The organism is Terrisphaera buseokensis (assembly GCF_047521145.2).
Classification (GTDB): Bacteria; Verrucomicrobiota; Verrucomicrobiia; order Opitutales; family Opitutaceae; genus ER46.
Window position 1 is genome coordinate 4938155 of the sequence record NZ_CM134186.1, and the last position, 22384, is coordinate 4960538.

The following is a 22384-nucleotide window of genomic DNA, read 5'->3' on the forward strand; positions in this document are numbered from 1 at the left end:
AAAATCGGCGGAATTCAGGCCGAGCCTTTTCTCATTCTGTAGATTCTGTCGAACCATGAACCGCGAACGAAACCTCTCCCGCGAAGTCACCGCCACGCAGATTCCGTCCGGTGACAAGCAGACGTTGGCCGCCAACTCCCGCGTCTTCATTCACCAGACGCTCGGTGGCAGCTACACGGTGCAGACCGACTTCGGCCTCTTCCGCATCGACGGCAAGGACGGCGACGCGCTCGGTGAGACGGCCGCCGATCACAGCGTGGCCGCACCCACCCTCGCCGACGGCGCACCCGATCCCGAGGCCATCTGGGCCCAGCTCCGTCACGTGTTCGACCCCGAGATTCCCGTCAACATCGTCGACCTCGGGCTCGTCTACTCGATGGACGTCGCGAAGATTGAAGAGCCCGAGCCCGGCTTTCGCGTGAACGTCGCCATGACGCTCACCGCGCCCGGTTGCGGCATGGGTCCGGCAATCGCGGAGGACGCCAAATCCAAGATTCTGCTCGTGCCCGGAGTCAGCGATGCCGACGTGCGCATCACCTGGGATCCGCCGTGGAATCAGCAGATGATCTCCGAAGAAGGGAAGATGAAGCTGGGACTGATTTGACGTTGCGGTTGCTCGCCTCCGGAACCGAGCCGGGGAGAAACCGGAGATTGAAAACCGGAAACCGGAGACCTGAGACCGGAAACTTCCGAGCCACCCCGATCGAGTTTCGTGTCAGTAGGACGGTCACCTGTCCCCTGACTCCAGTCTCCTGTGTCCAGTCTCCGATTTCCTGTCTCCGGCCTCCGGTTTCCGGTCTCCGGTCTCCGGTTTCCGGTTTTCAACCTCCGGTTTCTCCTGTGACTCTCGTCCGTTGGCTGCGTCCTACCCCTCACCTCCATGCGCACCCGTTACCTCGCCCTCGTTCTCGCCGCCGGCACCGGCTTCCCGCTGTTTGCACAACCGGACGGACCGCCGCCCGGTTTTCCTCCAGGCGGTCCCGGCCGCGGCTTTGGGCCGCCGATGATGCAGGAGACGAAGCTGGTCGCGCAGTTTGACAAGGACGGCGACAAGCGGCTCGACGCCGACGAGCGCAAGGCCGCCCGCGAATTTCACCTCGCCAATCGCGCAAACGGTCGCGGCGGACCCGGTGGCCCGGGCGGACGTTTTCCCGGACCGCGCGGCGGCTTCGGGCGCGGCGGCGAGCAGGAGCCCGTGGGTCCCGGCGAGAAACTCGCGGCGGCCGACGTGAAAGCCTACGGCGCAGAGGCGCTTTACGACGTGAAGACGCTGCGCACGCTCTTTCTCGATTTCGAGAGCACCGATTGGGAAAAGGAAATGGAGGACTTCAACCGGACCGACGTCGACATTCCCGCCACGCTCCAGGTGGACGGCAAAACGTACCGCGACGTCGGCGTCCACTTCCGCGGCATGTCCTCCTACATGATGGTCGGCACGGGCCGGAAACGCTCGCTCAACGTGACGCTCGACTACGCCCGCGAGGACCAGAACCTCCTCGGCTATCGGACGCTGAATCTGCTCAACGCGCACGAGGATCCTTCGTTCATCCGCAGCGCGCTTTTCAGTCGCATCGCGCAGGAGTACGTCCCTGCACCCAAGGTGAATTTCGTGCGCGTCGTGATCGGTGGCGAGAACTGGGGCGTCTACGGCAGCGCCGAACAGTTCAACAAGGACTTTCTGAAAAGCAGGTTTGGCTCGAGCAAGGGCGCGCGCTGGAAAGTCGGCGGCAGTCCCGGTGGCCGCGGCGGACTGGCCTACCTCGGCGACGACGCTTCGGCCTACAAGCGCATCTACGAAATCAAGTCGAAGGACGACGCGGCCTCGTGGGCGAAACTGATCCGCGTCTGCAAGCTGCTCGAGGAGACGCCGCCGGAACAACTCGAGGCCGCCCTCGCGCCGCACCTCGATGTCGACGGCGCGCTGAAGTTCCTCGCGCTCGATGTCACGTTCGCCAACGGCGACGGCTTCTGGACGCGCGCCAGCGATTATACGATTGGCGAAGACGACAAGGGCCGGCTCCACGTCATCCCGCACGACATGAACGAAACCTTCAGCTTTGGCGGCGGCCCGGGTGGCCGCGGCGGTCCGCGTGGACCCGGTGGGCCAGGTGGTCCCGGCGGCCCCGACGTGGCCGGCGGTCCGGGCGGCAACGTGAATCCAGGGTTTGGTCCGGGCGGCGAACGCCCCCGCGGCGAGCCCGGCGAGCCCGGGCGCGGTCCCGGCGGTCCGGGCGGTCCGGGCGGCGGACGCGGCGGTTTCGGTTTTCCGGGCGCTGGCGGCGGACCGACGCTCGATCCGCTGGCGGCCATCAAGAATCCCAACGCCGCCCTCGCCGCCAAGCTCCTCGCGGTCCCGGCGCTGCGCACGCGTTACCTCGGCTATGTGCGCGAAATGGCCGAGACCTGGCTCGACTGGAAGAAACTTGGTCCGATCGCCCGGGAGTTTCACGACCTCATCGACGCCGACGTGAAGCGCGACACCCGCAAGCTCGAGAGCTACGCAGCCTTCAGCGAGAGCCTCGTCGGCAGCCCGCGCAGCCTGCAGAGCTTCGCCGATCAACGCCGCGCCTTTCTGCTGAACCATCCCGAGATCAAGAAACTCGGCGGCGGCGGGAATTGAGCGGGAACGCTGTCCTACGGCCGGAAATGGGCCGAAGCCGGCGGCGGGACGCCTGCGCTCCCGCGACCGTCGCTCAGGCAACCGGAGCACCACGCGGCAACGGAGCCCCCGGGAGCGCAGGCCTCCGGCCCGCATCGCAGAAGAATCGAAAGAGAATTCGGTTGGTACGCCTGTGCTCCTGGAGGCTCAGACCAATCGCTCTTTGCCTTTGGACTTTAGCCGTGGCTACGAGTGCCAGCGAGTGGCCGAACGGCCACTCGCTGGCGCTCGTAGCCACGATCGATCCAGAAGTCCAAAAGCAAGGAGCGATTGGTATCAGACCGAACTCCGAAATCCGCCCAGCACCCAGGCCAGCATCACCGCGTGACTGTCGCCAGCACGCCGGGATTCTCCGCCACCGGCATGCGATTGAAGCCCGCGAGCCGCAGGCCGCGTTGCACTTCGGGCGCGCGCATGAACGTCCGCCAGACCAGTCCGCTGCGCAGATTCTCGGCCATCAACAGCGTGATGCCGACGTTGATCCCGATGACGTCCCCGGACGCCCAGCCGGTCTGCGGATTGAACGCATCCACAAAGCCATAACGCCCCCACACGCGCTCGCCGCCCACGTCCCGCATGCGGTGTAGCGCGGTCAGGCACTCGGCGGGCGCGAAGGGCAGCGAGCCACCGGGCGCACACGGCACGAGCGTGCCGTCGCTAAGATCGTCGGCCGGTTTTGCCGGCCAGGGCGATCCCCACGGCAGGTAGCCACGGGCGCTGTCCGACGCCGTCAGGCCCCACAGATCGCGGGACCAGAAGGGAAACCGATCCTGCTGCGCCGCGGACCACGCCCGCTGCGCGAGGGTCGCATCGACCGAATTCTGCCAGTAATCCGCGTAGGCGTCACGCCGGCCGCGAAAGTCGAACCACGCGTGCGCGTACTGGTGGGTGAAAAGCGCCCCGCCCTGCACGTACGTCCTGCCTTCATGAATACTCCGGCGCTCGCGCCGCCAGGCGTGCCACGTTTCAGCCGGCAGCGACTGGGCCGAGGCGCCGATGCCGAGCAGATACAAACCGAGGGTCTCGGCGTAGTTGTCCCACCGGTGCGGAATGAATCCGCCCTCCGGCTTCCAGCCGTGCGACAGCGTGCGGCCGCCATCGAGCGCCCAGCGCCAGTCGATGCGGCCATAGATGCGGTTCACCGCCGCCGTGATGGCCTCGTCCTTGAAATACTCGCGCGCCAGCAACGCGCCCTGCAGCAACAGCGCGGTGTCGATCGTCGAGGCCTCACTCTGCCACACCCGCCGGCCGTTCGCCGCATCGACAAAATGATAAAACCAGCCGCGCTCGTGCTCGTGCCGCTCGACCAGCGTCTCCAACGCGGCGCGCACGCGCCGTCGTGCCTCCTCGGGTCGCACCCAGCCGCGGGCGTCGCCGATGCACCAGGCCGTCAGCGCGAAGCCGGTCGCCGCAACACTTGACGGCGCCCGCCGCGACGCGCCGTCGACCGACGCCCGATCGATCGCCAGTCCGGTCACGGGATCCGACTGCTCCACAAAATAGAGGACCGCGCGGCGCTGCAGCTCGTCGAGCAACGCCGTATCCTGAACGTCGAGACGATACGCCGCCTCCGTCGACGGGCGCTCCGTGGCGCCGAGCATCGGTCCGCTTGCGAGCACAAGCGACAGTGCAATCGTCAGGCGCAGCCCGCGCGCGCCCGGGAAAATGGGGTTGAAGCGTGTTCGCATGATGCGAGCCACCAGACTCACTCCTTCTAACGGTCCAACGGTATGAGGCGAAAGAAAATTCTCGGCCGGCGCGTTGGTTTTTACGCCGCGGTCACGACCGCGTGCCCTCCTGCTCGCGATCAGCGCACCGTCACATCCACCCACTCGCCGGGTCGGGCGGAAAATCCCGGCGGCAGCGCGATGTGCACGCGCAACCCGAGTTCAGGCATCTGCGCGCGGTTGTACAACGCGAGCACCGTCGGCGAAACCGGTTCGAGGACGCGGCCGACTTCGGTAATCGCCGCGACGGCCCGCTGGCCGGTGGCAGTGCGGGCTCGCAGCTCCACGCGGGTCCCGACGCGGATGTCTTTCGGCAGCGGCTGACGCAGGAAACCCACGAGCCGCTCAGAGCGTTCGGCGGAAACCGTCGCCACCACGTCACCCGTCGCGACCGTCGTACCGGGCACCGACACCACCGTGGACACGATGCCGGCGAAGGGCGCGGTGAGTTTCACCGGCGCAAATTGCGCTTCCGCCAAATGAAGTTTCTCCTCCTGCACGCGCAACGCCGCCGCCAGCGGGTCGGGTACGTCGTCCGACGCCAGCCAGGCGGCCTCGACCGTCGGTGCCAGCCGATCCACCAGCCGCCGCTGCTCGATGCCCTCGAGGCGCAGCCGCTCCTGCACCAGGCGCGCGGAGTCGAAGGCGGAATCCGTCACCAAACCCTGGCGATGCAACGGGTCCAGCCGCCGGAACTCGCTCTCCGCCTGCTCCAGCTGGGCGCCCAGCGAGGCGAGCGTCACCCGCTCCTTCATCCAATCGAGCTGCAGCCGCGCCGCCTGCAGCGAGACGCGGCGGGGGCCGAGTTCCAGTTGCAGATTGGCGCGCAACAACTCGATGTCCGCCCGGATCACCGCGAGCGACGCCGCCAGCACCTCGGGCGGGCTTGTGTGCAGCAGTGCGATCGGATCACCCGCCGCGACGGACTGGAGCAGTTTCACCCGCACGTCCGTAACCACACCGGCGCGCACGGCCTTCACCTCGGACTGCACGCGCTCGACCTCGGCGACGAGCGTCGGGGCTGCGCCGGCCGGACGCCACAGCAGGATGACGCCGACCACACCGGCGGCGAAGATCACGGCTGGCAACGCCTCGGCGCAAAAGATGCGCCAGCGATGCCGCGACGGCGTGGGAATGCGGGGCAGCGGCGCGAGGGAGGCCTTCATGGTTCAGATTCGTCGCCCGCAGGAATGCCGGTGATCTCCGAAGCACCGGGCACCGCCGCCAGTTCGCGCAGCAGTTCGTCCGCGCGATCGGGATCACGGAGTTGGAGCGTGTACGCGAGGTCAGTCGCGCGGCCGTCGACGGCTTTGCGGCGATGCGCACAGACACAGCGGCGCGCATGGCGATCAAGAAACGCGGTCAGCTCGGGCAATTCCGCAACGGGTCGGCTCCACTGCAGTTGCAGGAGAAAGTCGTGCGGCCGGCGGCGGCCGAACGACGTGAGCCACGCGTAGCCCACGATCGCCGCCACCACGCCGCCGCCGAAGATCGCCGTGCTGAATTTCTGCAGGCCGCACGCCATGCCGAGCACGATCGCCGCGAGCACATGCGCCGTGTCGAGCGTGTCGCGCACGACATTGCGAAACCGCACGATGGCAAACACCGCCATCACGCCCACCGCCGCCACGAGACTGTTGGCCAGCACCATCATGACGATCGCGACCAGGACCGGCAGCAGCAGCAGCGAGATCACGAAGGCGCGGGAATACGAGAGGCCCGAATGCGTGGCCATGTAGACCCACGCGATCAGTTGCCCGAGGAGAAACGAGAGCAGCACCGCCAGGCCGACCACGGAAAAATCCGTGGGAGCGGAGGCGTGATCGCCGTGCAGGAAGGATTCGAACATGAAGTTGGGTCGTGGAGATCAGATCGCGACGGACACAGGTGGAAAAGACGGCGGCGTGCCCGGTAATGCCGGCATCAACCGGACCTGCGGCTCACCGCAGGCCGCAACGCCATCGACGTACTTGGCCGCGCTCTGCTGCTGCAGCCCGAACGCCTGCACCATCGAACCGACCCACGCCGGAAAGCGATCGGTGAACTTCACCTCGAGGATCACGCGGTCCGCAAACACCGGCCGGCCGTGCCCGAACGCAGTCTCGAAGCGCGATTGCAGGCAGGGCTCGCACCGGATCGCGCGATCCATGGTGACGCGCACGGCGTTGCGGCCGGCGCTGACCCAGGCTTCGCGTTCGTAGCCGACGTGCGCGCGGGGCGTCGCCCCCATGCGCCGCATCAGGCCGCAGAACGTCCGCAGTGCCGCGAAACCGCGCGCGTCCGGCCGCACCAGATGACGCAGCGCCGGCTCCTCTCCCGCGATCAGGCGCGCGGCGTTGGTCTTCGTCACCAGCGCGCGTTCCTTCATGATGCAGCGATCGGCCCGCCGCTTGATCTCCAGGTAAACCGGCGTCTCCGGCCGGTCATCGTAGTAACGCACCCGCAGCTTGAAGCGTTTGGTGTCGCCGTTGACCGTCGCGCGATAGAGCGCGAGCTCCGCCGAATCGAGATAGAGGCTGTGAACGGGATACGACGGAATCGCGCGGTTCTGGCCAAAATCATCGGGCACGAGATAAGCCTGCACGAAGCGGCGGACGGCCACGGCGGTGGCTTCGTCCACCCGGTACTTGAGTTCAAAGCGCTGGGTCTGGAGTCGATCGATGGTCATGTCAGGCGTGAATGGGGGGCCGCAGCCGCCGTCCCCACGACGGCTGCGGCGGTGTCTGTTCACGGCGCCTCATAGATTTCCACGAGCGCCAAACCGGTGGCACCGGCCACGCCGCTCACCTGGACGGTGTAGGCGCCGGCCGGCAGCGTGACGACAAAGGCTGCATCCTTGCTGCCGGTCGGCAGGGCAAACGCGCCAACTTGGCTGGCCACGCTTGCCGTCGAGACCGCCGTGGTGCCGCCCGACCAGTTGTCGTTGGTAAGAATGCTTTCGCTCCCGCGGAAAATCGCGAGCTGCGGATCGGCGAGGACGCCGGTCAATCCGAAGCTGCTGAGCGTCGGCCCGATCGCGCGCACGAGGATGGTCTTGGCGCCCTCACCAGCGATAACGAAACCGGCCACGATGATGTCGGTGCCCGTGCCGACGAAGCCCCGCGTGGCGATGTTCGCCAGCTTCGCCGTCGCGGCGGTCGTGTCGGCGTCGTAGATTTCCACCAACGCAATGCCGGTGCCGTTGTTGGCGCCGCCCGTCGCGGCCGAGTACTGGCCCGGCGGAAGATCGACCAGCAGCGAGGAGTCCGCGCTGCCCGACGTGAGTGCAAACGCTCCGAGCGAGGCCGTCGTGGTCGTCAGGGTGGAAAGCCCGTTCGTGGTGCCCCAGTTGTCGTTCGCGACGACGTCCACGTACGCCGCGCTGGCCGCATCGTAACGCTTCAACGTGAGCTGCGGATCGGCGAGCACGCCGCTCACGCCGAACGCCGACAGCGTCGGTCCGACGTTGCGAATGAGCAGCCGTTTGCTCCCGGAGCCCGTGACGACGAAGCCCGGCACGAGCGCGTTGGCGCCGGTGAGCGACGTCGCGCGCGTCGCGAGATTCGTGAGGCGCGCGCCGGTCGTCACGGCCGCGGCAACCGCCACGACGACACTCTCGCTGGGTGTCGTAACGTTGGCCGCGTTGACCAGCACGCGATACGTGCCGGCGTTGAAGGTCTGCGTGCTCACGATCGTGAATGTGGAAGCGGTCGCTCCCGGCACCGCCACCCACTGGCCATTGACCAGCGTCTGCCATTGGAACGTCACCGCGGCGTCGGCACTCGCCGTCACGCGCAGCGTCGTGCTGCTGCCCGCGGTGGTCGTCACCGTGCCCGTCGTCGCGAGCGCAATCGCAACGCCTCCCGCGTCGGCCGCGCCGGGGTTGCCATTGACCGCCGAGGCCGCGCGCCAGACCGCACTTCGCGACCAGTCACGCGCCGGCGTCGTGACCGGCGATCGCACGACGAGCGAATAGCCGCCGCCGGAGGCGAGCGCGGACCACGTCGACTCATAACGAAAACTGAGAATGTGCACGGACCACGGCGCCGGCAGCGTCAACGCGATCGTCTCGCCGCTGTTGTCGAGCGCACCGGCGAACTGATTCGGCGCAAGCGTCGCGACCGCGCCCGGGTAGCGGGACGCAAATGCCGTCCGGTTCTTCGCCACGACGATAAACGCCCCGCTGGCCAGCGTCGTGCCCGCGGGAAACGTGTAGTCGAGGCCGTTGGTGAAACGCACGCCGCTCAGATCGAGCGTCGCCGCACCGATGTTCTGTAGCTCGATGAACTCGTAATCGCCCGCGCTGGCGGCGGCCACCGGTTGGTACATGAGCTCGGTGATCCGAAGATTGGCCAGCAGCGCCGCGTAGGCGGCGGGCAGCGCCGTCGCGTTGCTCAGGCCGGGCGTCGGCAAGGAGAAGTCGCTGAAGGCCGTCGCGCCATCCGTGGTGCGGCCGGTGGAATGATCCGCCGGCTGCGCCACGAAATCGATCTGATCGACCACCGCGCCGTTCTCGCCGATCAACGCGACAACGTCGAAGTCGGCATCGAGGCCGAAGGACAGATCGGCGCCGAACAACGGGAGATAACCGTTGGCCGCGATGAAGCTGAGCGCGGGAAACGTGAAGCGGCTCGGATAATTCACGGTGTCGTCGGTCAGCCGGGTGCCCGCGAGCGCGACGGGCTGCGCCGCGGCATTGTAGAGTTCGACGAAATCGTGATCGACGCGGAAGCTGATGCGTCCCGCCCACTCGTTGATCTTCACGGCGGACACACTGCCGAGCGCGGTGGCCGCGGCGTTGGCGGCGCCGGGCGTCGGAGTGGTCAGCGCCCACGTGGCCGCGTTCGCCCCGGTGCGCGCGATCGAGAAATCCGGGATCTGAATGCCGAACGTGATCGCATCCAGCAGCGCGCCGCCGCTGGCGACATTGTCGTAGAGCAGGACCTGGTCGCCTTCCGCATCCAAGGCGAAGCCGGTGTGCAGGCCCGGGGCGGTCGTATCCGTGTCGGCATACACGACCAGGTAGCCGCCGGCGGCGAGAGTCGTGCCCGCGGGGAAAATGTACTTGCGCGGCGTGGCCGGATCATCGCTCAGACTCCGGCCGGCCAGATCGACGGCGGTCGGGCCGGCGTTGTGGAGCTCGATGAGGTCGGGGAACGTCGCGCCATTGGCGATCTTTGTGTTCGTGGCCAGCACCTCGTTGATCCGCAACGCGGGCGTGGCCGTCGCCGCGAGCGTGGACGTGGACGTCCCGGTGGGCGGGACGATCTTCGCGGCTCCGACCAGGTTGAGCAGGAACGCCTGGCGCTGCGTCATGAAGGTCTTGATCTGCGTGCGGTAGGACGCCGGCGCCCAGGTGCCGAGATGATTGTCGACGAACTGGTAGAACGCCGGGTTCGCGTTGCTGGTGGTGTCGGCGTCGAAGACCGAGCCGAACAACTCGCGGATCGCGGTCAGGTATTTCTGCCGGAAGGCCGCGTTCCCGGGGCTCGTGCTGTCACCGAGCAGGGGCTGCAGCGGTTTCATCAGCGTATCCGCGAACCCACCACCGCTCTGCGCAAACGTCTCCGTGGCGTCGTAGAGCCCCTTCGCCGTCGCGGCGACGGTCACCTCGCCGAGGCCGAAGGTCGTATCCATGTCGTGCGGCACCAGAATCATCCGGTTCGTCCGGCCGTCGCTGACAAACGCCGCCGCGTAGTCGTCGTCCTCGCCGGTCGAGAGATTCTCCTCGCCGTTGGGCATGATCGTCATGACCGCGAGCCAGCGCGCGAGGTAGTCGAGATCGGCCACGTTCGAGAGCGTGGCGACCTCGGCATCGGTGAACGGCACGCCGTTCCACGTGCCGGCGGCGACGTTCCCCGCGGTCGCGCCCGTGAAATGCGACGCGGCGGTGTCCTGCCACACCTTGGAGAAATTCATCACGTCCGACCAGTCGTTGAGCGCGCTGTTGTTCTGCTTCGACCAGCCGCTCCAGGTGAGATCGGGATTGGCGGGCGCGGCAGCGGTGTGGGCCCAGCCGGAAACGGCGACCTTGCGATAAATCTGGGCCGACGTCGCGAGCGGGAAGTGGTGGTCGAGGTAGTCGCCGTTGATCTCTTCCACGCGGACGAGCTGGCCGTGATCGGCCGTGGCGGAGGTCGTGACGGCGTATTCGACCCCGTTGCGGCGAACTTCGAGCGGCGCCACGTCCGCGGCCACGAGCCCGACGGCGCGCTGAATCCGGTGGGCGAGAAACTGCACGGGCGCGCCGCGCGGGTTGATTAGGAAATCGCTGATGCCGTCCCAGCGATCGTCGGACGGCAGCGAAATGCGCAGCGGCTTGATGGTATAATTGCGGCTGCTGTTGCCGCGCACGCGCATCGACGCGAGATAGCGGATCGTGGTGTCGTCGCCGTTCGACGCGACGAGCGTGAAATTGAACATGCGATCGCCGATGCCGCCCGCGCCGCCCCCACCCGGCCGGCCCGGAGTCGTCGTGCCGCCACCGCCCGTGTAGGTGTTGAACGCGGCGTTTTCGGCACCAGTGAGAATCAGCCGGTACGCGGGTGCGGGACCGGCGATGACCTCGTTGTCCACTTGGTAAACGGCATTCGCCGTCTGCCCCTCGCTGGTCGGGGCGGGCCACGTTCGGTTCAACGCACCGTCGCCGGCCTGCACATAAAATTCCACGATGGTCTTGTCGGCCTTCGGATCGAGCGTGGCGGAAAACGTTCCCGTCGCATCCCCGACCATCGCGACGCTCTGGAACGCCCCGGGCGTCGCGCTCGTGGCATCGCGCCAGAACAACGTCGCCGTCACCGCGGCCGCGCCGGCGGAAAGTTCGTCGGTGACGTTGGCGGAGATCGTCACCGGATCCGTGCTCCGCGGCACCGCCGGCTCATGTTTCACGCCGGTGATGAGCGGCGCGACATTGGCAACGCGCAGCGAGTTGACGGCTCCGGGCGTGCCGCCCGCAGCGGTCGAGGCGCCCCAGGCCTGGCCGGAATTTTTGGCGAGCGACGGCGTGCGGCGCTCGAGCGAGGAGCCGGCGCTGTCGGCCGCGCTGACCCAGGACCAACCCCCGAGCGTGTCGCGCGTGCGGACCGCCCAGTCGCCTTCGTTGGCGTAGGTAACAAGGTCGACGTCGGTCCACGTGCCGGCGGTCGCACCCGGGCGGGACAAGGTGATTTTTTCACCGCGGTTCGCGAGGGTCGCGCCGGTTTTCCAAGGGCCGAGCACGGTGGCGCCGGCCGCTGCCGGATTGCCGGCCTTCAAGGCGGTCGGATTGGCTGCAACCACAAGGAATCCGCCGGCGGTGATCGTGGTGCCCGCGGGAAAGGTGAAATCGGCGCCGGTCGTAATCGCCCACCCCGACAGATCGACGGCCATGGCGTCGGGATTGTGCACCTCGATGAACTCGAGCGCCGTGTTCTCCGGGAACGCCGCCCCCGGCCGAACCATGATTTCGTTGAGCACCGGCGCAGCCCCCAGCGTGTAGCGCAGGAAGAGCGCGGTGGCGACGAAGGCGACCATCCGCACCTGAAAGCGGATCCGGCCCAGCTTTGGCGAACGTTCGATGGCGCGAAGAAGAGCGAAGCTCATGGCCGCAGCATGGCGGGGTCTCGTTAATCCCGTGTGACGATTCGACGACTTATTGTTAAGCCAGCGTAAAGTCCGGATCGCCTTGGGCGCTCCGCCGCGATGCACGACCGAGCGAGGCCATGCGGCTTGTCGCCTGGAGTCTCGGTGATCGCGGGTTGATTACGCGCGGCAACTGGTCCCTCGTTCCCTCACGCTCCCGCGGGCGGTCACCCCGCCGACCGCGCGGGCGGGTGGTGCCGGTTCGCTCCGACGCCGCGACTCGTTCCCGTCCCACGTCTCTCCCGCTCCCATGGACTCCGTCCTCTTCCACGTCTTCATCTACCTGCTCGCGGCGGTCATCGCCGTGCCCGTCGCGAAGCGCCTCGGGCTGGGTTCGGTGCTGGGCTATCTCCTCGCCGGCACGCTCATCGGTCCGCACGTCTTCAACCTCGTCGGCGATCAGGCGACGCACGTGATGCACTTCGCCGAGTTCGGCGTCGTGATGATGTTGTTTCTCGTCGGACTCGAACTGCAGCCCGCCCGCCTCTGGGCGATGCGCGCGCAACTCTTCGGCCTCGGTGGCCTGCAGGTGGCCGGCACCGCGGTGGTCGTCGCGGGCATCGGCCTGGCGCTGGGCTTCGCCCCGCGAATCGCAATCGCGACGGGCGTGATTCTCGCGATGTCATCGACCGCGATCGTGCTGCAATCCCTGCAGGAACGCGGTCAACTCAAGACGCCGGCCGGCGAGGCGTCGTTCGCCGTCCTGCTGTTTCAGGACATTGCCGTCATCCCGATTCTCGCGCTGCTGCCGCTGCTGGCCGATGGCGGCCGACCGACTCCCGCCGCCGCGACCGGCATCGCCACCCTGCCCGGCTGGCAACAGGCGAGCCTCGTCATCCTGGCCGTGGGCGCGGTGGTGGCGGGCGGCCGTTATCTCGTGAATCCGATCTTTCGCGCCATCGCCCGCACCGGCCTGCGCGAACTCTTCACCGCGGCGGCACTGCTGCTCGTCATCGGCATCTCGCTCGCGATGCAACTCGTCGGGCTGTCCGCCGCGCTCGGCACCTTTGTCGCCGGCGTGGTGCTCGCCAACAGCGAGTACCGGCACGAACTCGAGGCCGACATCGAGCCGTTCAAGGGCCTGCTGCTCGGGCTCTTTTTCATCACCGTCGGCGCCAACATCGACTTCGGCCTGCTGCGCGCCCAACCGGGGACGATCGCCGCGCTCGTCGCGGGTCTGCTCGCGGTGAAGTTCACCGTGCTGCTGGTGCTCTCGCGGGTGTTCAAACTGAGCACGCCCGAGGGCCTGCTCTTTAGCTTCGCGCTCGCGCAGGGCGGCGAGTTTGCCTTCGTGCTGTTGTCGTTCGTGGCGCAACACGGTGTCATGAGCCCAGCCGAGACGTCGCCGCTCGTGGCCGCGGTGGCGCTGTCGATGGCCGCCGCGCCGCTGCTGTTTGTCTTCAACGAGAAGGTCGTCCAGCCCCGCTTCGCGCGCCGACCAGCGACGGCACGCGCCGCTGACGCCATCGATGCCGCCTCGCAGGAAAATCCGGTGATCATCGCCGGGTTCGGACGTTTCGGTCACATCGTGGGCCGGCTCCTGCGCGCCAACGCGATCGGCACGACCGTCCTCGACCTCGACGCCGAGCAGGTCGAGATCATCCGACGGCTCGGGATCAAGGTGTTTTATGGCGACGCCACGCGCCTCGATCTGCTGCACGCGGCCGGCGCGGCGCGCGCGAAGATCATCGTGATCGCGATCGACGACGAGCAGAAGGCCGTCGCGCTCGCGGAGACCGTGCAGAAACATTTCCCGCACCTGCAGATCTTCGCGCGCGCCGTGGGCCGCGTCCATGCGTACGAGTTCCAGAAGCGCGGCGTGCAGACGTTCTATCGCGAGACGCTCGGCAGTTCGCTCGATCTGGGCGTCGACGTGATGCGCGCGCTCGGCCTGAAGCCGTCGCACGCGAAACGCGCGGCCCTCCGGTTCAAGCAGCACGACGAGCGCAGCGTGCGCGACCTCGCGCAGTACTGGGAGGACGACGACGCATATTTCAAGAACGCGCGGCTGCACATCGAGGCGTTCGAGCGGATGTTCGCAAGCGACGCGCCGCAACCTCTGCCGCGCGACGAGTTGAAAATGAAGTGACTTGAACCGCCCGCCCGTTTCTAAAGCCGGGCGCCGGTTCCGGCCCTCACCGTGATCTCCTTCGTTTCGATGCGTCTCCGTTTCCCTGCGCTGCTTGGTTGCGCCGTGCTGGCTGTGCAGCTCGCGAACGGATTGAGGGCGACCGACGCCTCCCGTCCCGACGGGAAACTTCTTTTCCAGCCGCAGTTCCTCTGGGCGAACTCGGAGACCACGCTGCAGGGCACGGGCTACGTGATCGCGCACGAGGGGAAAACCTACGGCGTCACGAGTATCCACTTTCTGAATTTCAACGCCGGCGGCCTGCACTCCGCGACGTGGCTGGACGTCTACTCCGAGCGCCCGCTCGCGACCTTTCGCACCAGTCTCGGCCGGCCGCTGCGCACGGCGATCACGACCCCGCGGCACGTGGCCGACGATTTCCTGCTGCTGCCGCTGACCGGCGCCCTCGATGAGGGCACGAAACTGCAGCTCGAAGCCGTGGAGCGTTACGAAGTCGGCACGGCCTTCTGGTTCCCCAACAAGAGCCGCGACCACGAGGCCGGCTACGTCTGGATCGAGGCGCGCGTCGTGGAAGATGCCGGCCACCTGATCAAGGTCCGGCTCGGGGAGGCCGTCACGCCGCAGTCGCAAAGCGGCAGCCCGCTGCTCAATGCCGCCACCGGCAAAGTCGCCGGCATGGTCAACGGAGCGGAAGAGGAGAACGGGAGGACGATCCTCGTGCTGTGCCCCGCCCGTGCGATCGTAAAGTACCTCGCTCGCCCGCGGCAGCCGGTGTCGTTGCAGATCAGCATCAGCCGGCGGCGGTGAGATGGCTTGAATGGGACTGGGACCGCCCGGGTGGCTGATCGGCCAGAAGCGACCGAGGGCGGTCGCGGTCCCAAAGGGTCGCATGCCACGGATGGTCGACGCCCGACAGGCCGCTCCCGCTTCCCGACTTGCCCGCAAGCCCGTGCTGGCTTCAGTGGCAAACCTGATTCACGTTGCCGCACCCCGTGCCTCCGACCGCAGCCGATTCCATGTTCCACGCCGCATCCCTTCTCGCCGTTCTCGTCCTGTTAGCCGGTGCCACCTCGACCGCGCATGCCGCGCTGCCGCCGGAGAAGCGCGCGCAACTCCCTGCACCCGCGCGCGAACGCGTTGATTTCGTCCGCGACATCCAGCCGATCTTCGAGGCGAGCTGCGTCCAGTGTCACGCCCGCGGCAAGAACAAGGGCGATTTCAGCCTCGAGACACGCCGGGACTTTCTCGAGGGAGGTGAAACCGGCGTGCCGGCCGTCGCCGGCAAAAGCGCCGAAAGCCTCGTCATCGAGATGATCTCCGGCCTCACGCCCGACAACGTGATGCCGCAGAAGGGCAAGAAACTCACGCCCGCGCAGGTCAGCCTGTTCCGCGCGTGGATTGATCAAGGCATGCCGTGGCCGCAGGAGATCACGTTTTTCAAGCACGAGCCGGCGAACCTGCGCGCCCGCGGGCTCACGCCGCCGCCCGCGAAGGCCGGGCTCGATCATCCCGTCGATCGCCTCGTCGACGCCTATTTCACCCAGAAAAACGGACGCTGGGCCCCGCCGGTGGACGATCGGTTGTTCGCGCGGCGCGTGTGGCTCGACGTCGTGGGCCTGTTGCCGCCGCCCGCGGCGCTGGAGTCCTTCGTCGCTGATCGCGCGCCCGACAAACGTGCCCGCCTGGTCGAGCGCCTGCTCGCCGACGACCAGCGTTACGCGGAACACTGGCTGAGTTTCTGGAACGATCTCCTCCGAAACGATTACAAGGGCACCGGCTACATCGACGGCGGCCGCAAGCAGATCACCGGGTGGCTCTACTCCGCGCTCGCGCGCAATCTGCCGTACGATCAGTTCGTCGCGCAGCTGATCAATCCCGGCGCCGAGGCCGAGGGTTTCACGAAAGGCATCCTCTGGCGCGGCGCGGTCAACGCGAGCATGGTGCCGCCGATGCAGGCCGCGCAGGGCATCGCGCAGGTGTTTCTCGGCGTGAACCTGAAGTGCGCCTCGTGTCACGACAGCTTCATCAACGAGTACACGCTCAAGGATTCGTATGGCCTCGCCAGCATCTACGCCGACGGCCCTCTGGAGATCGCCGAGTGCGACAAGCCCACCGGCCACACCGCGCGCGTGAAGTTCCTCTACGACGAACTCGGCGCGATCGACGGCAGCGTCGCACCCGCCGACCGCAAACAGCAACTCGCCGCCATCATCGCGGGCCCGAAGAACGGGCGCCTGCCGCGCACCGTGGTCAACCGGCTTTGGCAGCGTTTCATGGGCTACGGCCTGGTCGAGCCGGTCGACGAAATGGATCATCCCGCGTGGTCGCCGGCGCTGCTCGACTGGCTGGCCGAGGATTTTGCAGCCCACGGCTATAACCTGAAACATCTGATGACGCGCATCCTCACCTCCCGCGCCTACCAGCTGCCGTCGGTCAGTCTCGGCGAGACCGAGGAGAATTTTGTGTTTCGCGGCCCCGCGGTGCGCCGGCTGAGCGCCGAGCAGTTTTCCGACGCCGTCGTCACCCTGGCGCGCACGCAATACGCCAGGACCGATGCGAAATTCAACCGCCAGGCCGCGCTGCAGTCGCAGGAAAAATCAGCGCTGCCGCTGCAACCCCGCTGGATCTGGAGCACGCCCGGGGCCGAGGTGAAGACCAAGCCGGGCCAGGTGATTTTCCGCCGCGAGGTCACGCTGGCGGAGGCCCCCACCGAAGCCGTCATCGCGATCGCCGCGGACGACAACTACACGCTCAAGATCAACGGCAAGAACGCCGCCGCGTCGGGCCGGCGCAACAGCACGCTGACGGACTTCCTCGACGTCGCCGCCCACTTCAAGCCCGGCGCGAACACGGTCGAGGTGACCGTCGCGAATCTGCCGCCCGACGACGGCCGCGCGCTCGCCCCCGAGGCCAGGCCGCCCACCGACAGCCCGGCCGGCCTCCTGCTTTACGCGCGTATCCGCGCCGCGGACACGGTGATGGACTTCGTTTCCGATCGCACGTGGACGCACGGTCCCGCCGCCACGCCCGCGCCGGCGGAGGAACTCGGCGGCATCGACCTCGCGCCGTGGCGCCTCGGCCGGCATTTCCTCGACGTGGCCGCGGCCACGAAGGACACGCTGCCCGTGCAACGCGCCGCGCTGGTCGCCGCCGATCCGTTGATGGTGGCGCTCGGCCGGCCCAATCGCGAACAGATCGTCACCGTCAGGCAGAGCACCGCCACCACGCTGCAAGCGCTCGAGCTCACCAACGGCAACACGCTGGCCGCGTTGTTCAAGGACGGGGCCGAACGCATCGTAACGGCGCAGCCCGACCAACCCGCGGCGCTCATCACCACGCTTTACCAGCAGACGCTCAGTCGAAAACCCACCGCGGCCGAACTCACGGTGGCGAGCCGGCTCGTCGGCTCGCCCGCGAAAGCGGAAGGCGTCGAGGACCTGCTGTGGGCGCTGACGATGCTCCCTGAATTCCAACTCATTTATTGACCGGCCATGAATCTTAACCGCCTTCTGCTGCAAGACGCCTTCCGCCGGAGCCAGCCGGACCACTGGTCGCGTCGCGACTTTCTCAAGACCGCGTCCGCCGCGACGCTCGCCGCCCTCGCCGCGGGCGCGCCGCGGTCGTTGCTCGCCGCCGAGCCCACCGAGACCATCAAGCCCACGGCCGATCGCGTGATTGTGCTCTGGATGGCGGGCGGCATGGCGCACACGGAGACGTTCGACCCGAAGCGCTACACGCCCTACGCCGCCGGCCTGAATCCGAACGAGGTGCTCAGCACGTTCCCGTCGATTCCCACGAACGTCGACGGCGTGCAGTTTTCCGCCGGCCTGGAACAGATGGCGCAGGTCATGGATCGGGCGACGCTGATCCGCACGATGCAGTCGGCGGATCTCGGCTTCATCCTGCACTCGCGTCACCAGTTCAACTGGCACACCGGCTACGTCCCGCCGCAGACGGTGGCGGCCCCGCACCTCGGTGCCTGGATTTCGAAAACCCTCGGCCCGCTCGATCCGGCCGTGCCGGCGTTCATTAACATCGGCCAGCGTTTCGATCTCGGTGAAGGCGAGGAGTTGAAGGCCTTCACAACCGCGGGTTTTCTCGGCAGCGAGTACGGGCCGTTCAACGTGCCGTTCCCGGAACTCGCCGCCAGCGCGGTGCGTCCGCCGGCGGGCATGAGCCCGGGTCGGTTCGCCGATCGCGACAAATTCTACCGCGAGCTTCTCGCCGCGAGTCCGATCGGACGCGAGGGCAGCGGCTACCAGCAGGAATCGCTGCTGCGGTCGATGGACAACGCGCACCGCCTGCTGAGTTCGCCGGCGTCCAAGGCGTTTGATCTCGCGCTCGAGCCGCTGGATCGCGTGCGGAAATATTATCCCGCCTACGAGCCCGGCATGCGTTTCGACACGCCGCGGGATCGCTTTGGCGGCAAATACGAGGAAGGCATGGTCGGTCGCTTCGGCCTCGGCTGCCTGCTCGCGCGACGGCTGTGCGAGGTCGGAGCGCGCTTCATCGAAATCACGACGGAGTACATTCCGTTTCTCAATTGGGACACGCACGAGAACGGACACTCGCGTCTGGTCGGCATGAAACAAATGATCGATGCGCCGATCGCGCAGCTCGTGCGCGACCTCGAGGAACGCGGCCTGCTCGACCGCACCCTGATCATCCTCGCGAGCGAGTTCAGCCGCGACATGATGGTCGAGGGCAAGCCGGAGAAAGGCGTAAAGAACCAGGTTGAAGTGCCCGAGGTGATCAACGACCCGAAGCACTACGGCATGCACCGTCACTTCACCGCGGCCGGCAGCGTGCTGCTGTTTGGCGGCGGTATGAAGCGCGGCCATGTGCACGGCATCACGGCCGACGAGCGGCCCTGCCGCACGCTGAAGGATCCGGTCACCATCACCGATCTGCACGCCACGATCTATCGCGCGCTGGGCATTCCGGCGAACCACGGCTACGACGTGGAGAAGCGGCCGTTCTACGTCACAGTCGACGGCAAGGGCAAAGCTGTGCGCGAACTCTTCGGCTGAAGCGTCCCCACCGGCGGCGGATCAGGTCGCCCCGGGGTTTCCGCGGCCTTCGTGCCGTTGACGGTTTTAACGGGATCGGGAGCGGCTGCTCATTCGTGCGACCAAGGACTTCCCCCTTGCCTCGCGGCGGCGGAGAAATTTCCCTCCTGACCGTTACCCGGATCGGCCTGTACCGATCCCCTTCGATAAGTTCGCTGCGATCGAAGGCCCCTTCATCCCCCACCCCGACCGTCATGCACCCAACACCCTTGGCTGTTACGCGCACCTGCCTGCTCCCTTCCGCCCGACGCCTGCTGCGTTCGCTGGCGTTGCTCCTGTCGCTGACCCTCCTCATCCCATCGGCGCTCCGCGCGGCGGAAACCGGCACCATCTCGGGGGCCGTTTCCAATGCGGCCTCCGGCAACATGCTCGAAGGCGCGCGCATCGAGTTGCCCACGCTCAAAATCTCGACCCTCACGGACAACACGGGCCGCTACACGCTGCCCAACGTGCCGGTCGGCGCCCACGAGATCGTGATCAGCTACATCGGCCTTGATGCTTCCCGCGGCGTGGTGAACGTCACCGCTGCGGCCCGGGCCACCCGCGACGCCGAGCTGACGACCGGTATCTACAAACTCGAGACGTTCAAGGTCACCGGCGAGCGCGAGGGCAACGCCGCGATGATCACCGAAAAGAGGAATGCCGACAACGTGAAGGACGTCATCGCCATGGATTCCTTCGGCAATCTGCCGAACATGAGCGCCGGCGAAGTCGTCATGCGCCTGCCCGGGGTGGCGGGCAGCCCGACCGACGAAGGTCTGGCGTACCGCTTCAACATGCGCGGCATGGATCCGACGCTGAACAACGTCACCGTCGACGGCCAGTCGATGACCACGCTCGGCACCAATCGCAGCTTCGAGCTGCAGAGCATCACCGGCACAATGTTCGACGCGCTCGAGCTGATCAAGGGCCACACGCCCGACAAGGGCGCGGACTCGCTCGGCGGCACGGTGAACTTCAAGACGCGGTCGACGTTCTCGATGCGCGAGAATCGCCGTACGAATTACAATTTCAGCATGCGTTACGCGCCGCCGTTCTTCGAGCAGACGCCGATGCGATCCCAGCACCGCGCCCACCCCATCCTGAACGTCTCGCATCAGGAAGTCTTCAGCGTCTTCGGCGAGTCCCGGAATCTCGGCGTCTCCGCCAATCTCTTCTGGAGCGAAAACGCCGTCGGCGGTTTCGCGAACATCTTCGATTATACGAATCTCATCAACGGCCCGGCACCGGTGTGGGACTACCAGACGTGGGACAATATCAACAACCGGAAGCAAATGAGCCTCAACCTCAAGGCCGACTACCGGTGGTCGCAGTACACGAAGTTTTCCCTCGGCGTCACCGGCAACGACAACTTCGAGCGGATGCGCCGCCGCGTGACCGTCCGCGCCTTCACCGGTGGCAACACCACCGTGCCCAACGCCACCACGACCGGGGTCGTGGCCGGTGCGTTCAACGACTACATCACCGTTGTTCGTCCCGTCACTGCGGCCCAGATCGACGTCACGATGGACGGCCCGCTCAACTACTACGTGCGCATGCGTCGCCTCGACGCCAGCGGCGAACACAACTACGGCCGGCTCCTGATCGAGTACGCCGGCAGTCTCGCGACGACGCACCTCAACAGCGGCAACGGCAAGGGCGGCACGCTCAACATGCGCAACGGCAGCGTGAATCCCGCGACCGGGCTGTTCGTCTACGGCGGTTCCGGCTGGATTCTCGATCGTTCGCAGGATGCGCAGCACCCGCGCTTCCTCGCCAACGGCGGTCCTGATTTCAACGACCCGGCGAACTACCGCCCGCGTCCGACCGACGGCCTCGTGCAGAACCGCGCCGAGAACGATCAATTCCTGAAACAGTTCCGTTTCGACATGCGCTACACGGTGCCGATCGCGACGCCGCTGAATCTCAAGACCGGTTTCCACTGGCGTGAACTGAACATGGATTCGGCGACGCTGGACAACCATCGCTGGGCTTACGCTCCCGGTGGCCCGGCGCTGCCGAATGATCCCACCTATGTGAGCTACGACCGGATCAAGACCGGCCGAGCGATACCGGTGTGGCAGTCACACATGTTCACGACCGACGGTCGGCCGACCAACAAGGCGCTCTGGGTCGAGGATCTTTATTTCAACCAGCAGCAGAAGTACACCGGCACGCGCTGGCTCAGCGAAGAAATCCCGGCCTATTACTTCATGGCGCAGGGCCGCCTCGGTACCGAGGGCCTCCTCGCCCGCACGGGTTATCTCGGCGGCATGCGTTTCGAGACCACGAAGACCAACGCCCGCGGCTGGGTCCGCGGCCGCGTCCTCAGCACCGCGGCGCAGCAGGCCCTCGACCCGATTGGCTGGGCGGACCGCGACTACGCCAACAATTACCGCGAGAACCCGGGCAAGTACACGAAGAGCTTCCCGAGCATCCACGCGTTTCACGATCTCACGAAGGACATCAAGCTCCGGACCAGTTACTCGACGAGCTACGGCCGTCCGCCGATTGCCAACCTGCTGCCCGGTGAGACGCCCAGCGAGGCCACCCAGACCGTCACCGTCAACAACCCCGGTCTCGGGCCGTACACGGCCACCAACTGGGACGCCACGATTGAGTACTACTTCGAACCCGTCGGCAGCCTGACGGTCGGCTGGTTCCACAAGGACATCCGCGATTTCATCATCACATCGGATGTCGGGACAATCGCCGACGGCCCGGACAACGGCTACGGCGGTCAGTACAGTGGCTGGACGGAGCGCACCAACATCAATGGCGGCAACGCCATCGCCCAAGGTTGGGAGTTCGCCTACCAGCAGCAATTCACCTTCCTGCCGGGCCCGCTCAAGGGACTTTCGGGCTCGTTCAACTACACGTGGATCACCACCCACGGCACGCGCGACGGCACCCGCTACCTCACGCGCCGCGAAGTGGCCGGATTCATTCCGCACGCGGCCAACGCGCGTCTTGCCTGGCGCTATCGGAAGTTCAATACCCAGATCCTTTATAACTTCACGGGCGAACACATCACGACGTTCAACGCCACCAATCCGGGCCTGAACCAATATCGCTTCTCGATGAAAACGGTGAACGTCGGCTTCGGCTACCAGGCCCGGCCTTGGCTGAACTTCTCGTTCGATGTTTCCAACATCCTCAACGAGCCGCAGCAGTTCTACATCGGGTATAAGCACCGCGTCCGCCGCGAAATCGTAAACTTCGTCACGTTGACCGCCGGCGTGAACGGCCGCTTCTAAACAGG

Annotated in this window: 12 protein-coding genes; 7 read left to right on the forward strand and 5 right to left on the reverse strand. The window is 66.7% G+C overall.

Annotation, left to right across the window (positions count from 1 at the left end; all coding sequences use genetic code 11):
- Positions 1–55: 55 nt before the first annotated feature.
- Both sufT and ACLJEU_RS18575 read left to right on the forward strand, forming a co-directional pair.
- The gene (gene sufT, locus ACLJEU_RS18570; protein WP_414660015.1) at positions 56–604 is read left to right on the forward strand and encodes a putative Fe-S cluster assembly protein SufT; all 549 of its coding nucleotides are present in this window, start codon (positions 56–58) and stop codon (positions 602–604) included.
- Positions 605–880: 276 nt separating this feature from the next.
- Positions 881–2620: a CotH kinase family protein gene (locus tag ACLJEU_RS18575; protein WP_414660014.1), complete on the forward strand. Its 1740-nt coding sequence runs from the start codon at positions 881–883 to the stop codon at positions 2618–2620.
- A 356-nt stretch (positions 2621–2976) separates the two neighbouring features.
- Here ACLJEU_RS18575 and ACLJEU_RS18580 read toward each other — a convergent pair whose 3' ends face one another.
- The 5 genes from ACLJEU_RS18580 to ACLJEU_RS18600 all read right to left on the reverse strand — a co-directional run bounded on the left by ACLJEU_RS18580 (position 2977) and on the right by ACLJEU_RS18600 (position 11946).
- Positions 2977–4347, reverse strand: coding sequence for a glucoamylase family protein (locus tag ACLJEU_RS18580; RefSeq protein WP_414660013.1), 1371 nt, complete (start codon positions 4345–4347; stop codon positions 2977–2979).
- A 119-nt stretch (positions 4348–4466) separates the two neighbouring features.
- Entirely contained in the window at positions 4467–5552 is a 1086-nt protein-coding gene (locus tag ACLJEU_RS18585; RefSeq protein WP_414660012.1) for an HlyD family secretion protein, read from the reverse strand.
- Complete coding sequence (locus ACLJEU_RS18590; protein ID WP_414660011.1) at positions 5549–6235, reverse strand: DUF4956 domain-containing protein; 687 nt, start codon at positions 6233–6235, stop codon at positions 5549–5551. The genes ACLJEU_RS18585 and ACLJEU_RS18590 overlap by 4 nt, the downstream gene beginning before the upstream one ends.
- 18 nt (positions 6236–6253) lie before the next feature.
- Positions 6254–7054, reverse strand: coding sequence for a VTC domain-containing protein (locus ACLJEU_RS18595; protein WP_414660010.1), 801 nt, complete (start codon positions 7052–7054; stop codon positions 6254–6256).
- Positions 7055–7113: 59 nt separating this feature from the next.
- Positions 7114–11946, reverse strand: coding sequence for a lamin tail domain-containing protein (locus ACLJEU_RS18600; protein WP_414660009.1), 4833 nt, complete (start codon positions 11944–11946; stop codon positions 7114–7116).
- Between the two features lie 289 nt (positions 11947–12235).
- On the opposite strand from ACLJEU_RS18600, the gene ACLJEU_RS18605 reads away from it, so the two are divergent.
- The 5 genes from ACLJEU_RS18605 to ACLJEU_RS18625 all read left to right on the forward strand — a co-directional run bounded on the left by ACLJEU_RS18605 (position 12236) and on the right by ACLJEU_RS18625 (position 22379).
- A complete protein-coding gene (locus ACLJEU_RS18605) occupies positions 12236–14074 on the forward strand; it encodes a monovalent cation:proton antiporter-2 (CPA2) family protein (RefSeq protein ID WP_414660008.1) in 1839 nt (612 codons plus the stop codon).
- A gap of 69 nt (positions 14075–14143) precedes the next feature.
- A complete protein-coding gene (locus ACLJEU_RS18610; protein WP_414660007.1) occupies positions 14144–14881 on the forward strand; it encodes a hypothetical protein in 738 nt (245 codons plus the stop codon).
- A 209-nt stretch (positions 14882–15090) separates the two neighbouring features.
- The gene (locus tag ACLJEU_RS18615) at positions 15091–17559 is read left to right on the forward strand and encodes a DUF1549 domain-containing protein (RefSeq protein ID WP_414660006.1); all 2469 of its coding nucleotides are present in this window, start codon (positions 15091–15093) and stop codon (positions 17557–17559) included.
- A gap of 6 nt (positions 17560–17565) precedes the next feature.
- The gene (locus tag ACLJEU_RS18620; RefSeq protein WP_414660005.1) at positions 17566–19104 is read left to right on the forward strand and encodes a DUF1501 domain-containing protein; all 1539 of its coding nucleotides are present in this window, start codon (positions 17566–17568) and stop codon (positions 19102–19104) included.
- Between the two features lie 233 nt (positions 19105–19337).
- Positions 19338–22379 (forward strand): TonB-dependent receptor, encoded by a 3042-nt coding sequence (locus ACLJEU_RS18625; RefSeq protein WP_414660004.1) that lies wholly within the window; start codon positions 19338–19340, stop codon positions 22377–22379.
- Positions 22380–22384 lie beyond the last annotated feature (5 nt).